This is a genomic window from Kitasatospora sp. NPDC029312, from assembly GCF_055569215.1.
The window spans coordinates 1-13,656 of the sequence record NZ_JBVHXY010000050.1 but is presented as its reverse complement, the minus strand read 5'-3'; the positions used below and the strand labels follow the sequence as shown (position 1 = coordinate 13,656).

General features: G+C 74.6%; 8 protein-coding genes and 1 tRNA gene. 8 read left to right on the top strand and 1 reads right to left on the bottom strand.

Features of this window, described 5'->3' with window-relative positions; translation table 11 throughout:
- Nucleotides 1-82 precede the first annotated feature (82 nt).
- A complete protein-coding gene (locus tag ACZ4WV_RS30295) occupies nt 83-1,087 on the bottom strand; it encodes a helix-turn-helix transcriptional regulator (protein ID WP_465751834.1) in 1,005 nt (334 codons plus the stop codon).
- Here ACZ4WV_RS30295 and ACZ4WV_RS30290 point away from each other — a divergent pair.
- From ACZ4WV_RS30290 to ACZ4WV_RS30255, 8 genes are all read left to right on the top strand, one after another.
- Nucleotides 1,086-2,525 carry an MFS transporter gene (locus tag ACZ4WV_RS30290; RefSeq protein WP_465751833.1) on the top strand — a complete coding sequence of 480 codons (1,440 nt, stop codon included), beginning with the start codon at nt 1,086-1,088 and terminating at the stop codon, nt 2,523-2,525. The genes ACZ4WV_RS30295 and ACZ4WV_RS30290 overlap by 2 nt on opposite strands.
- A gap of 283 nt (nt 2,526-2,808) precedes the next feature.
- Nucleotides 2,809-2,881: transfer RNA gene (locus ACZ4WV_RS30285), tRNA-Ala, on the top strand.
- A 98-nt stretch (nt 2,882-2,979) separates the two neighbouring features.
- A complete protein-coding gene (locus ACZ4WV_RS30280; protein WP_465751832.1) occupies nt 2,980-4,275 on the top strand; it encodes a hypothetical protein in 1,296 nt (431 codons plus the stop codon).
- Nucleotides 4,276-4,623: 348 nt separating this feature from the next.
- Complete coding sequence (gene leuS / locus ACZ4WV_RS30275; protein WP_465751831.1) at nt 4,624-7,503, top strand: leucine--tRNA ligase; 2,880 nt, start codon at nt 4,624-4,626, stop codon at nt 7,501-7,503.
- A gap of 362 nt (nt 7,504-7,865) precedes the next feature.
- Nucleotides 7,866-8,627 carry a hypothetical protein gene (locus tag ACZ4WV_RS30270; RefSeq protein WP_465751830.1) on the top strand — a complete coding sequence of 254 codons (762 nt, stop codon included), beginning with the start codon at nt 7,866-7,868 and terminating at the stop codon, nt 8,625-8,627.
- 116 nt (nt 8,628-8,743) lie between these two features.
- Nucleotides 8,744-9,589: a DegV family protein gene (locus ACZ4WV_RS30265; RefSeq protein WP_465751829.1), complete on the top strand. Its 846-nt coding sequence runs from the start codon at nt 8,744-8,746 to the stop codon at nt 9,587-9,589.
- A gap of 137 nt (nt 9,590-9,726) precedes the next feature.
- Nucleotides 9,727-10,788 carry a ComEA family DNA-binding protein gene (locus tag ACZ4WV_RS30260; protein WP_465751828.1) on the top strand — a complete coding sequence of 354 codons (1,062 nt, stop codon included), beginning with the start codon at nt 9,727-9,729 and terminating at the stop codon, nt 10,786-10,788.
- A gap of 53 nt (nt 10,789-10,841) precedes the next feature.
- Entirely contained in the window at nt 10,842-13,436 is a 2,595-nt protein-coding gene (locus ACZ4WV_RS30255; RefSeq protein ID WP_465751827.1) for a ComEC/Rec2 family competence protein, read from the top strand.
- Nucleotides 13,437-13,656: the final 220 nt, after the last annotated feature.

Below are 13,656 nucleotides of genomic sequence, written 5' to 3'. Positions count from 1 at the left end.
CAGTTCAGAAGGCCGTCACCCATCGGGTGGCGGCCTTCGGCGTTCTGCCCGTGGGGCCGGCCCGCGCCGCCCCTCCGGCGGATCAGGTCAGGCAGGTGTGCACCCAGCCGCCCTGCGGCAGCGAGTTGAGCGCCTCCACCCGCTCCCGGTCCTGCTCGGCCACCGGCACGTAGACCACGATGTAGCACTCCGGCACGCCCGGCATCGTCAGATAGGTGGCGTTCAGGTTCAGCACGCCGACCTGGGGGTGGCGGAAGATCCGCAGCAGGGTCTCCGTCGGCGCCACCTCCTGGCGCTCCCACAGCCGCCGGAACAGCTCGCTGCGCGCCGACAGCCGCTGCACGTGGGCCTCCCAGGACGGCTCGCCGACGTGCTTGCCGTACGCCGAGCGCAGCACCGCCACCATCCGCGGCAGGGTCTCCTCCGGGTTCTCGCAGGGGTTGCAGCACGACGGCGCGGTCAGCATGCACCACAGGCTGTTGAAGGCGACCCCGTGGGACGCACGCATCCGCTCGGTGCCGAACAGCAGGCGGTACGGCTCGTTGTGGCCCAGCACGTCGAACCGGGTGTTGGAGACCGCCGCCGGCAGCGGGGCGAGCGAGTCCAGGATCACCTGGATCGACTGGCTCAGCTCCGGCGCGGCGGGCCGGCCGAGCGGCGAGGGGGACATCCCGGCCAGCCGGAACAGGTGCTCGCGCTCGGTGCCGTCCAGCCGCAGTGCCCGGGCCACCGCCAGCAGCACCTGCTCGCTCGCGTTGATCGGGCGCCCCTGCTCGAGCCACGTGTACCAGGTGACCCCGACCCCGGCGAGCTGCGCGACCTCCTCGCGGCGCAGGCCCGGCGTACGGCGGCGCAGCCCCGGCGGCAGGCCGACGTCCTCGGGGGTCACGCGCGCCCGGCAGGCCTTCAGGAAACGGGCCAGCTCGGTGCGACGGCGGTTGCGGCCGTCCGCCGCGGCGGGCAGCTCCTCCAGCACGGTCATGCCGTCCATCGTGCCGCAGAGCGCCCGGGCGATACAGGTGCTGCCGGTACCAGGATCGACAGGCTCTAACCACCAGTACCCGGATCCGCCCAGGATGGTGGCCATGACGGACCTTCAGATCCGGCCCCACGCGGCCGGAGGAACCACCCGGGTCCCGGCCGTACGGCCGGGACTCCTCCTCGCACTCGTCTTGTGCGGGCAGTTCATGGCCGTGCTCGACGTCTCCATCGTCAACGTCGCGGTACCCACCATCCGCACCGACCTGGGTGCCTCCGGCGCCGCCCTGCAACTGGTGATCGCCGGCTACACCATCAGCTACGCGGTCCTGCTGATCACCGGTGCCCGGCTCGGCGCCCGCTACGGCTACAGCCGGCTCTTCCAGCTCGGTCTGGCCGCCTTCACCACCACCTCGCTCGCCTGCGGGCTCGCCCCGTCCACCGGCTGGCTGATCGCCTTCCGGCTGCTCCAGGGCGCCGGCTCGGCCCTGATGGTGCCGCAGGTGATGAGCCTGCTGCAGCGCACCTTCACCGGCGCCGCCCGCACCCGGGCGCTCGGCCTGTACTCGGCGGTGCTGGCCGGCGGGATGGCCCTCGGGCAGGTGCTCGGCGGGGTGCTGGTCAGCGCCGACCTGTTCGGCGCCGGCTGGCGGCCGGTGTTCCTGGTGAACGTGCCGCTGGGAGTGGTGCTGCTGGCGGCCGGGGCCCGGCTGCTGCCGCGGCTGCCCGGTGACCCCTCGCGCGGCTTCGACCTCCCCGGCCTGGTGGTGCTGGGCGCGGCGCTCGGCCTGCTGGTGGTGCCGCTGGTGCTCGGGCACGAACTCGGCTGGCCGGCCTGGGGCTGGGGGATGATCGCCGGCAGCGTGCTGCTGTTCGGCCTGTTCACGGTGGTCGAGCGGGGCGTCGCCCGGCGCGGCGGGCAGCCGCTGATCCCCGGGCGGGTGCTGCGCGCCCCGGGACTGCGGCCCGCGGCGGCCGGACTGTTCGCGATCATGGCGGCCTTCGCGGGCTTCATGTTCTCCTTCGCCCTGCACCAGCAGGCCGCGCTCGGCCACAGCGCGCTGCGGGCCGGCCTCTGCTCGGCTCCCGTCGCGGTCGGCTTCGGGCTGTCCAGTCTGTACTGGCACCGGCTGCCGGGCCGGCTGCACGGGGTGCTGCCGGTGCTCGCCTCCGTGGCCCTCGGCGGCGGCTACCTGCTGCTGGGCGTGCTGCTCGGCGGCGGCGCCGAGATCGGGGCAGTGGCGCTGGCGGAGATGGCCGCCCTCGGTCTGATCGCCGGCTGCGCGTACGCGCCGCTGTTCGCCCGGGCCCTCGCGGGGGTGGCGCCCGGGGACGCGGCCGATGCCAGCGGGGCGATGGTCACGGTCATCCAGCTCGGGCAGGTGGTCGGGGTGGCGGTGCTCGGCTCGGTGTTCCTCGGGCAGGTGGACCTGCCGGCGCCGGCCGGCGCGTCCGGGCACGCGCTGGAGGTGACCCTCCTGGTCAACGCCGTCGGGGTGCTCCTCGCCGCGGGCTTCGCGGCGCGCAGCCGGCGGGTGGCCCGGTAGGGCGCGGACGGTCGGGTGCGCCCGGGCGCGGACGGTCGGGTGTGCCCCGGGGCGTGGCCGGGCGCGTCGGGGCACGGCTTGGTTCCTCGGCCGCGGTCGGGTGCGTCGGCTGCGGTCGGGTGCGCCGGGGCACGGCCGGGTTCGTTCCCGGGCGCGGCCATCGGTGCGGGCGGTACCTCGGGAAACGGATTTCGGGAGCACGCCCACGACCGTGTAAAGTAGTCGATGTCGCCGAGGGAAACGGACGGAAACGGCCGAGGAACCCGGTGACATCGCAGGTCAAGGGGCTATAGCTCAGTTGGTAGAGCGCTTGCATGGCATGCAAGAGGTCTGGGGTTCAATTCCCCATAGCTCCACAGCGATCCAGAGCCGCCTCCCGTTCCCGGGGGGCGGCTCTTCGCCGTTGTGTCCATGCCACCGGCGGGCGGGCCGGGAAGACCGCTACCGTCGTGGCATGGCCGATCTGCAGCGAAGGCGGAACGAGGAGCTGGCCCGGATACTGCACCAGCTCGGCTGGAGTCCGGAGCGGCTGGCCCGCGAGGTCAGCCTCGCCCTGCCGCCGGGCCTGGCCATCAGCTCCACCGCCCCGTACAAGTGGCGCGACCGCGGCATGGTGCCGCGCAGCCCGCACGACCAGACCGTCTGCGAGGTGCTCAGCCGCACCCTGGGCATCGCCGTCACCTACGAGCAGCTCTGGGGCCGGATGGGCGGCCACCGCGGCGCCAAGATCCTCTCCCCCCGGCTGCTGACCGACCCGTGGACCGCCGACACCGCCCAGACCGCGCTGCGCGAGGCCGCCACCGACGCCGGGCCCGTCCGCCTCACCGACCTGTTCCGCAGCGCCGACCTCGACCATGCCGCCGAGCGGCTCGCCTCCGCTCCGCCGCCCGTTGGCGGCGGCGAGGGCGCGCTGCGCGTCGACCCTGGCCTGGTCGGCGAACTCGGCCTCTCCTTCCGCAGCAAGCAGCGGCTCGAACGCTCCTGTGGCGGCGGTCTCGTCCTCGGCCCCACCCGGGCCGAACTCGCCATGCTGGCCAAGCTGTTGGAGCTCGGCGCCTACGACGAACGGCTGGGCCGCGAACTGTACGGGACAGCCAGCAGGCTCGCCCGGCTGGCCGGCTGGGCCGCGTACGACCTCGGCCACGACGCGGCCGCCCAGCGGGCCTTCGTCGCCGCACTGCGCGCCGCCCACGTCAGCGGCGACCCCCGGCTCGGCGTCGCCGGGCTCGGCGCGCTGGTGGTGCTCGCCACCCAGGGCACCGGCGGGCGCGGCCTGGACGCCGTCACCGCGCTGCGCACCGCCCTGGAGACCCACGGCCCCGTGCTCAGCCCCACCTCCCGGGCGCGCCAGCTCGGCCGGATCTCCCGCGCTCACGGCCGCCGCGGCGAGGCGGAACAGGCCGAGGCCGCCGCCGCCCGGGCCTTCGCCGAACTGGACGGCGTCGCCGGGACCGAGGAGGCCCGGGCCGACCTCGCCGGGATGGTGGGGGAGGGGCGCCTCGCCCTCGGCCGGTGCCGGATGGCCAAGCCGCTGCTGGCCGAGGCCGTCGCCGGGCTGGGGCCGGGGCGGGCCCGCTCCAAGGCGCTGCTGATGGTCCGGCTCGCGGAGGCCCACCGGCGGCTCGGCGACCAGCGGGAGGCGGCCCGTACGGCGGCGCAGGCGCGCGCGCTCGCGGCGGGGATGCAGTCGGAGCGGCTGGCGAAGGCACTGCGGGACTTCGACGCGGCGGGGCGGGCCGCCGCGCGGTGAGGCGGCGGGCCGGGGTGGCGGCGGCCGGACTGCTGCTCGGTGGCGCTGCCGCGCGGCGGCTCGCTCCGGCCCGCTCCGGCCCGGCCGCGCCCGGTCCCGACGGGCGGTACACCCGGGAGTGCCCTGACCTGCTTGCGGTACCCTGAGCCCATGCGAACCGTGCGCCTGCTCCTTAGCCGGCCGCGCTGACCAGGACCGGCTGCGCCCTCGGGCGGTGCCGGAGTCGGCGTGGCGTCCCCTCCTGCGAGGGGATTTTTTGTTTTCCGCCCCCGCCCGCGTCGTGGGACGGGTCCACGGGCCGCCGCGTGGCGCGGTTCGCCAACTGACATCGATGGAGCTTGAAGGACCATGAGCGAGACGACCCCTGCGTCCGGCGCGGCCGAGACCGCGACCGAGCCGTTCCGGTACAGCGCCGCGCTGGCGGCGGACATCGAGTCCCGCTGGCAGGACCTCTGGGAGAAGGAGGGCACCTTCCACGCCCCCAACCCCACCGGTGCGCTGGCCGACCCGTCCGCCGGTGACGTCGCCGCGAAGCCGCACAGCTTCATCATGGACATGTTCCCGTACCCCTCGGGCGCGGGCCTGCACGTCGGCCACCCGCTGGGCTACATCGCCACCGACGTCTTCGCCCGCTACCAGCGGATGACCGGCCACAACGTGCTGCACACGCTGGGCTACGACGCCTTCGGCCTGCCCGCCGAGCAGTACGCGGTGCAGACCGGCACCCACCCGCGGGTCTCCACCGAGGCCAACATCGCCAACATGCGCCAGCAGCTGCGCCGGCTGGGCCTGGGCCACGACCCGCGCCGCTCGATCTCCACGATTGACCCGGACTACTACCGCTGGACCCAGTGGATCTTCCTGCAGATCTTCAACTCCTGGTACGACGAGGACGCGCGCAGGGCCCGGCCGATCACCGAGCTGGTCGCCCAGTTCGAGTCCGGCGCGCGTGCGCTGCCGGGCGGGCGTGCCTGGGCCGAGCTGTCCGGCGCCGAGCGCGACGAGGTACTGGGCGAGTACCGCCTGGCCTACGCCAAGGAGGTGCCGGTCAACTGGTGCCCGGGCCTGGGCACCGTGCTGGCCAACGAGGAGGTCACCGCGGACGGCCGCTCCGAGCGCGGCAACTTCCCGGTGTTCAAGTCGAACCTGCGCCAGTGGATGATGCGCATCACCGCGTACTCCGACCGCCTGATCGCCGACCTGGACCTGCTGGACTGGCCCGAGGCCATCAAGCTGCAGCAGCGCAACTGGATCGGCCGCTCCGAGGGCGCCCGGGTCGACTTCGCCGTCGACGCCGGGACGATCACCGTCTTCACCACCCGGCCCGACACCCTGTTCGGCGCGACCTACATGGTGCTGGCGCCCGAGCACGGCCTGGTCGACTCGATCGTCCCGGCCGCCTGGCCCGAGGGCGTGCCCGCCGAGTGGACCGGCGGCGCCGCCACCCCCGCCGAGGCCGTCGCCGCCTACCGCGCCGAGGCCGCCGCCAAGTCGGACGTCGAGCGGCAGGTCGACGCCAAGGTCAAGACCGGTGTCTTCACCGGCGCCTACGCCGTCAACCCGGTCAGCGGCGAGTCTGTCCCGGTGTTCATCGCCGACTACGTGCTGATGGGCTACGGCACCGGCGCCATCATGGCCGTCCCCGCCCACGACCACCGCGACTTCGCGTTCGCGCGCGCCTTCGGCCTGCCGATGCGCTGCGTCGTCGAGCCCACCGACGGGCGCGGCGAGGACCCGGCGCAGTGGGACGACGCCTTCGACACCTACGACTCCGTCATCGTCAACTCCTCCCGCGACGGGCTGACCCTGGACGGGCTGAGCGTGGTCGACGCCAAGGCCGCCGTCACCGCCTGGCTGGCCGAGCGCGGCATCGGCGAGGGCACCGTCAACTACCGCCTGCGCGACTGGCTGTTCAGCCGCCAGCGGTACTGGGGCGAGCCCTTCCCGATCGTCTACGACGAGGACGGCGTGATGCACGCGCTGCCCGAGTCGATGCTGCCGGTGGAGGTCCCCGAGGTCGACGACTACTCGCCGCGCACCTACGACCCGTACGACTCCGACTCCTCGCCGGAGACCCCGCTGTCGCGCAACGAAGCCTGGGTCAACGTCGAACTGGACCTGGGCGACGGCGTCAAGAAGTACCGCCGAGAGACCAACACCATGCCCAACTGGGCGGGCTCCTGCTGGTACGACCTGCGCTACGTCGACCCGACCAACGCCGAGGCCGTCGTCGACCCGGCCAACGAGCGGTACTGGCTGGGCCCCACCGCCGCCAAGCCGGCCGGCGGCGCCGACCTGTACGTCGGCGGCGCCGAGCACGCGGTGCTGCACCTGCTGTACGCGCGCTTCTGGCACAAGGTGCTGCACGACCTGGGGCACGTCTCGTCCGTCGAGCCGTTCCACAAGCTGTTCAACCAGGGCATGATCACCGCCGACGTCTACCGCGACGAGCGCGGCTTCCCGGTGCCCGCCGCCGAGGTCGAGGAGCGCGACGGCAGGTACTTCTGGCAGGGCGAGCCGGTCAAGCGTGAGGCCGGGAAGATGGGCAAGTCCCTGAAGAACGCCGTCGCCCCGGACGACATCGCCGACGAGTACGGCGCGGACACCCTGCGCCTGTACGAGATGTCCATGGGCCCGCTGGACGTCTCCCGCCCCTGGGACACCCGCGCCGTCGTCGGCTCGTACCGCTTCCTGCAGCGGCTGTGGCGCAACGTCGTCTCGGAGACCACCGGGGAACTGGTCGTCACCGAGGAGGAGCCGGACGAGGCGACCCTGCGCGCCCTGCACAAGGCGATCGACGGCATCCGCGGCGACATGGCCGGGCTGCGCTTCAACACGGCCGTCGCCAAGGCGATCGAGCTGAACAACTTCCTGGTCAAGCGCGGCTCCACGCCGCGGGTGGTGGCCGAACAGCTGGTGCTGATGGTCGCGCCGCTGGCCCCGCACATCGCCGAGGAGCTGTGGCGCCGCCTGGGCCACACCGAGTCGCTGGCGCACGCCGACTACCCGGTCGCGGACCCGGCGTACGTCGTCGACGAGTCGGTGACCTGCGTCGTGCAGATCAAGGGCAAGGTGAAGGCCCGGCTGGAGGTCGCCCCCACCATCACGGACGCCGAGCTGGAGGCGCTGGCGCTGGCGGACCCGGCGGTGGTCGCGGCGATCGGCGACGCGGCGGTGCGGAAGGTGATCGCGCGGGCGCCGAAGCTGGTGAACATCGTGACCGGCTGAGGCTTCGGTTTTCGAGGCTGAGGCCGGCTGACTGAGTTTCCGGCTTTCGAGGTTGAGGCTGGCTGGCCGAGGTTTCGGTTTTCGAAGCTGAGGCGACTGGCTGAGGCCGACTTGATCGGGCGGGCGTCCTTCGGGGCGTCCGCCCGGTGCTTTCCTCGTCCGTGGGGTGCTGCCGGCGTCCTGCCGGCACTCGGGGAGATCCCGGATCTGTCCCTGATCTCCGCTCGCCGGTCCTTCCGGACCGTTCCCGGCCCGGATGCGGCGGCTACGGTGGAACCCTGGGCAGTGCGGTCCCCTTGGGGCCCGGCGGAAGCCCGGTGGGGCCCGGTGGGGGCCGGAACGGCGGCGGAAGGTGGCGCGTGATGGACGTGTTCGGCGTGGTGATCGGCTTGGTCCTGCTCTTCGGGATCGCGGTGCTCGCCCTGGCCGTGGTCGGCACGGTCAAGGCGGCCAAGGCCGTCACCGTGAAGGTGGGGAAGCACGAGGCCAACGCCCGGCGCGCCGTCGAGACCGCAGCCCTCAAGGCCAGGACGTACACCAAGGTCGGCCCGCCGGCGCAGATCGCCAACGTCCGGCTCAAGCTGCGGACCTCGCTGGACGGCACCCGACAGGTGTTGGAGACCGGGCTGTCGCAGGACGGTCAGCTCAGCGAGGCCCTGGCGTTGCTCACCCGGCTCGACGCCCATGCGGCAGAGCTGGACGGCGAACTGCGGATGCTGGAGCGCGAGCCGGACACCGCGCGGATCGCGGCCAAGCTGCCGGAACTGCGGGAGCGGGCCGAGCGGATCACCCACTCGGCGGAGACCATGCGCTGGGCGGCGCAGGACCGGATGCAGCGGTTCGCGGACGACGAGCTGAGCCGGCTGAGCCAGGAGTGCGAGAGCGAGGCGGGGGCGCTGCGGCACTGGGACTCCGCCGGTGCGGGTGCCGGTTCGGGTGCGGGTGCCGGCGCTCCGAGTGCGGGCGCGGGCGCGGGCGCCGGTGCGGCCAGGCCCGGGCTGACGGACGGGAAGGGGCGCCCGAGCGCGGAGGAACTGCTCGGGCTGGCCGATCCGCTGGTGAAGCTGGCGCAGCGGTGGCGGAGGCCGTCGGCCGGGCCCTCGACGGGGCCCTCGGCGAGCTGACCCACCGCTCCTTCCCGGTGGACCCACCGTGTCTCCTCCGGTGGCGCACCGCGTCCTCCCCGGTGCGCCGAGGAGCGCGCTGTTCTCCCGGACGCGTGGGGAGTAACCTCCGGCTCATGCCCTCCGACCTCGCACTTGTCACCGATTCGACGGCCTATCTGCCGCAGGAGGCCCTCGACCGGCACGGGATCACGGTGGTCCCGCTGAGCGTCGCGGTCGGTGACTCGGTCCTCAGCGAGGGCGTGGAGATCTCCCCGAAGGACGTCGCCGAGGCGCTGCGCGCCAAGCAGCGGGTGACCACGTCCCGGCCCAACCCGGAGACCTTCGCCGCCACCTACCGGGCGGCCGCCGAAGCCGGGGCCAAGGGGATCGTCTCGGTGCACATCTCCGGTGAACTGTCCGGCACGGTCGAGGCCGCCCGGCTGGCGGCCGCCGAGGCGCCCGTACCGGTGCGGGTGGTGGACAGCCGGCTGGTCGGCATGGCGCTCGGGTACGGGGTGCTGGCGGCCGCCGGGGCGATCGCGGCCGGTCAGGGCTTGGCCGAGGCGGCCGGGGCGGCGGAGCGGCGGGCGGCCGGGACCAGCGGCTTCTTCTACGTGGACACCCTGGAGCACCTGCGCCGGGGCGGCCGGATCGGGGCGGCCCGGGCGCTGCTCGGGTCGGCGCTGGCGGTCAAGCCGTTGCTGCACCTGGACGGGGGGCGGATCCAGCCGCTGGAGAAGGTGCGCACGGCCTCGCGGGCGATCGCGCGGCTGGAGGAGATCGCGGTCGAGCGGTCGGGGGAGGGCGAGGTGGACATCACCGTCCACCACCTGGCGGCCGAGGACCGGGCCGAGCCGCTCGCCGAGCGGCTGCGGGCGCGGGTACCGGGGCTGCGGGAGCTGTACGTCGGCGAGGTGGGGGCGGTGATCGGCGCGCATGTCGGGCCGGGGCTGCTCGCGGTGGTGGTCTCGCCGCGCTGACGCGGCTGGCGGGGTGATCAATTTCCGTGGGTGCCCGCCACTCGTGTGAGTGACGTTTTTTATCCACAACCCCCGGGTTATCCACAGGGTTTCGCTCATTTCCGCGCGCCGGCCGTCGGACTCCTAGCGTGCTCGCCATGACGACCTTGAACCTGGGCGCGGCGAAGCGCCAGACGATCAACGAGGCGGTACGGCTGCGGATGGCGGCGCTGCTGCCGACGGGCGACGAGCCGGTGCGCGGCGAGTGGGCGCGCGACGAGTCGGTGCGTCGGGAGTGGGTGCCCGGCGAGCCGGTGGTCGATGGCCGGGCGGGCGGTGAGCGGGTGGCCGGCTCCTCCGAGGGTGTACCTCCGCCCTCGCCTCCGTCCCCGGCCACCTCGCCGCCCGCGCCTGCCGGGGCGGCGCCGCCGGATGCGGTCCATTTCGCCGAGCCGCTGCCGAGCGGCGGAGCCCGGCCGCGGTTCGCCGCTGCGCTGGCGCTCGACCGGCGGGCGGTGGCCGGGCTGGTGATCCTGCTGCTGTTCGCGGTGGGCTACGCCGTGCAGCACTTCTGGCTCGGTAGGCCGGAGGCGGTGGCCGTTCCCGCGCTGGCGGTCGCCTCGGCGCCGACGGAGTCCGGCCAGCCCTCCGCCGCCACAGCTGCCACCGCAGCCGGCGCCGCTGCTTCGGGCCCCTCCGGAGCCGGACCGCCCGGAGTGCCCGGACCGCCCGGAGTACCCGGACCGCCCGGGGCGACCGGAGGCCAGGGCGTCGAGGCCGCCGCCGTCGTGATCGACATCGGCGGGCGGGTCCACCTACCAGGCCTGCACACCCTGCCCGGCGGCTCCCGGGTGGCCGACGCCCTGCGGGCGGCCGGCGGTCCACTGCCGGACACGGACACCAGAGGCCTCAACCTCGCCCGGGTACTGACGGACGGTGAGCAGATCCTGGTCGGCGAGCCGGCCCAGGCCGCCCCCGTCCCGGTCTCCGGGGGAGCCAACGGGCCTCCCGGCGGCGGCATGCCCCGACCACCCGTCAGCCTCAACCGCGCCACCCTCGAACAGCTCGACACCCTGCCGGGCGTCGGCCCGACCCTCGCCCAGCGCATCCTCGCCTACCGCACCTCGCACGGCCCGTTCCGCACGGTCGACCAGCTCCGACAGGTCAGCGGCATCGGGGCCCGGACCTTCGCCGAACTCCGCCCACTGCTGACGCTCTGACACACCCCCATCCCCGAGCCCTGACCCCTCCATCCCCGAAGGGAGGTACCGCCATGCCCACCGCCACCACCGCACTCCCACGCCCCCGCTCCTCGCACGCCGACTTCCGACTGCTGCTCCCCGCCGTCTCGGCCTGGGTGGTCACGGCGGCCCTCCTGCCCCTGGAACCGCGCTCCCCGGCCCTGCTCCTCGCACTCGCAGGGGCCGCCGCGCTCGCGGCCGTCCTCCTGCTCGTCCGACCAAACCTGCTGCGCCGGCGCGGGGCCGCGGTGACGCTGGCCGCCGTCCTGCTCACCGGAGCGGCGGCCGCGATCGCGACCCCCCTGCACACCGCCGACCTGCACCGGGGGCCACTGCCGGAACTCGCCCACGCGGCCGGACACGCCGTGCCGCAGCCACCGAGCACGCAAGCGCCCGCGGCGGAGGTGGAGTTGACCGTCACCGGGGATCCGGAGGTCCACAGCTCCCGGGGCGGCACCACCGGCGGGCAGGCCCTCCTCACCGTGGAGGCCGTCGCCGACCGCGTCACCGTCCTCCCGGACGGGCACGCCACCCGCATCCATACTCCCGTGACCGTCATGGCCCGAGGACGCGACAGCGAGCCCTGGCTGCGGCTGCTCCCGTCCGAGCGGCTGGCCGCGGAGGCGGAGGTCCGGCCGCCGGGCCACGACACCGAGTCCGCGGGCCTGTTGGTCGTCCACGGCCCGCCTCGGCGACTCGCACCGCCGAGCCTGCCGCAGCGGATCGCCGGGCGGCTGCGCGAGGGGCTGCGCACGGCATCCGACGGGCTGCCCGCCGATGCGCGCGGGCTGCTCCCGGCACTGGTGGTCGGGGACACCTCCCGGCTGCCCGACGACCTCGTGGACGCCTTCCGAGCCACCGACCTGGTGCACCTGGTGGCCGTCAGCGGGGCGAACCTGGCCATCGTCCTGGGGGCGCTGCTCGGCGCGCCCGGGCAGGCCGGCACGCCCGAACGGCGCGGTCTGGCCGCGCTGCTGGGCCTCTCGCTTCGCACCAGCGCCCTGCTGGGCGCGGCCCTGACGCTGGCCTTCGTCACGGTCTGCCGACCCGAGCCCAGCGTGCTGCGGGCGGCGGGGACGGGGCTGATCGGCATGCTGGCCCTGGCCACCGGCCGCCCCCGCCAGGCCGTACCGGCCCTCGCCGGGGCCGTGCTGGTCCTGGTCCTGCTGGACCCGTTCCTGGCCCGCTCCTTCGGCTTCCTGCTCTCGGTGCTCGCCACCGCGGGGCTGCTGGTCCTCGGGCCCCGGTGGGCCGAGGCCCTGCGGGCCCGACGCTGGCCGCACCACCTGGCGGGCGCGCTGGCGGCGACGGCGGCGGCGCAGACGCTGTGCGCGCCGGTGACAGTGGTGCTGTCCGGGCACATCAGTCTGGTCGCCATCCCGTGCAACCTGCTGGCCGAACTCGCCGTCGCCCCGGCCACCTTGCTCGGCTCCGGGGTGCTCGTCCTGCAGCCGTTCCTCCCCTCCGCGGCCCGACTGCTCGCCGATCCGGCCGGAGTGCCGGCCGGCTGGCTGGCCCTCGTGGCCCGTCGCGGAGCCGAACTGCCGGGCGGCCAACTGTCCTGGCCGGGTGGATGGTTCGGAACGGCGACGGTCGCCCTCGCCTCCCTGGCGGCCTGCTGGGCGGCACCTCTGCTACTGCCGCGACGGACGGAGCCCGGCGGTGCCGCGCACAGCCGTCGCCGCCCCACCCGGGTGCTGGTGACCGGCGCCCTGCTGGTGGTGCTCCTGGCCGTCCTGCTGCGGCCGCCACAGCTCACCCGGATCGCCACCGGCTGGCCCCCGCCCGGGTGGCGGCTGGTGATGTGCGACGTCGGGCAGGGCGACATGTTGGCCCTTCGAACCGGTGACCCGGACAGTGCGGTGGTGATCGACACGGGACCGGACCCGAGCGCCGCCGACCGGTGCCTGCGCGATCTGGGAGTCAACACGGTGCCCCTCCTGTTGCTGACCCACTTCCACGCCGACCATGTCGAGGGGGTGCCGGGAGTGCTGCGGGGGCGCGATGTCGGTGCGGTCGAGGGCACGGCGTTGGACGACCCACCGGGCGAGGCGGCCCGGGTGGCCGCCTGGGCGGCCGGGGCCGGGGTGCCGCTGCTGCGCGCGGGGCGTGGCGAACGCCGCTCGGCGGGTGCGGAGTTGGTGTGGGACGTGGTGTGGCCGGATCCCGGGGCGGCCGTCGACGCGCCCGGCGCGAACAACGCGAGTGTGGCACTGCTGGTGTCGCTGGCGGGCGGACTGCGGATGGCACTACTCGGCGACCTCGAACCACCCGCCCAATCAGCCCTGTTGGGCCGGCTTGGCCGGGTCGACGTCCTGAAGGTGGCCCACCACGGCTCGGCCCACCAGGACTGGGACCTGACCGCCGCCCTGCGGCCCCGCCTGGCCCTGATCTCCTGCGGCGAGGGCAACGCCTACGGTCACCCCTCGCCGCGCACGGTCGACCGGCTTCGCGCACTGGGCGCCACCGTCCTGCGCACCGACCGCGCGGGTGACATCGCCGTGACCGGTGACTCCCCGTCCACCCTGGCGGTCGCCGTCCAGCCCCAGCCCGCCCACGGCCGCCACGCGGCCCACTCCACCCGCGAGGCCCACTCGGCCGCCGGCCCCCGCGCCCCGCCCCGGTGACCCCCGCTCTCCTCCTCCCTCCACACGGTGGGGCAGGGAAGGGGTAGGGGGTGGGGGAGGTGGAGGGAGGGGAGGGGGCGGGGGCGGGGGCCCGGGGAAAGCGATTGCGGCGGGGGGGGGGGGGGGGGGGGGGGGGGGCCCCCCGGGGGGGAGGGGGGGCGCGCCAACCCTCCCGTCTCCATGGTTCTCGTCTTTTTATTTTTTTGTGTTTGTCCCCCCG

Excerpts from the sequence above, each read along its gene's own strand:
- ACZ4WV_RS30290 (WP_465751833.1), top strand. The coding sequence starts at position 1,086 with ATGACGGACCTTCAGATCCGGCCCCACGCGGCCGGAGGAACCACCCGG.
- leuS (WP_465751831.1), top strand. The coding sequence starts at position 4,624 with ATGAGCGAGACGACCCCTGCGTCCGGCGCGGCCGAGACCGCGACCGAG.
- ACZ4WV_RS30295 (WP_465751834.1), bottom strand. The coding sequence starts at position 1,087 with ATGGCCACCATCCTGGGCGGATCCGGGTACTGGTGGTTAGAGCCTGTC.
- ACZ4WV_RS30270 (WP_465751830.1), top strand. The coding sequence starts at position 7,866 with ATGGACGTGTTCGGCGTGGTGATCGGCTTGGTCCTGCTCTTCGGGATC.
- ACZ4WV_RS30265 (WP_465751829.1), top strand. The coding sequence starts at position 8,744 with ATGCCCTCCGACCTCGCACTTGTCACCGATTCGACGGCCTATCTGCCG.
- ACZ4WV_RS30280 (WP_465751832.1), top strand. The coding sequence starts at position 2,980 with ATGGCCGATCTGCAGCGAAGGCGGAACGAGGAGCTGGCCCGGATACTG.
- ACZ4WV_RS30260 (WP_465751828.1), top strand. The coding sequence starts at position 9,727 with ATGACGACCTTGAACCTGGGCGCGGCGAAGCGCCAGACGATCAACGAG.
- ACZ4WV_RS30255 (WP_465751827.1), top strand. The coding sequence starts at position 10,842 with ATGCCCACCGCCACCACCGCACTCCCACGCCCCCGCTCCTCGCACGCC.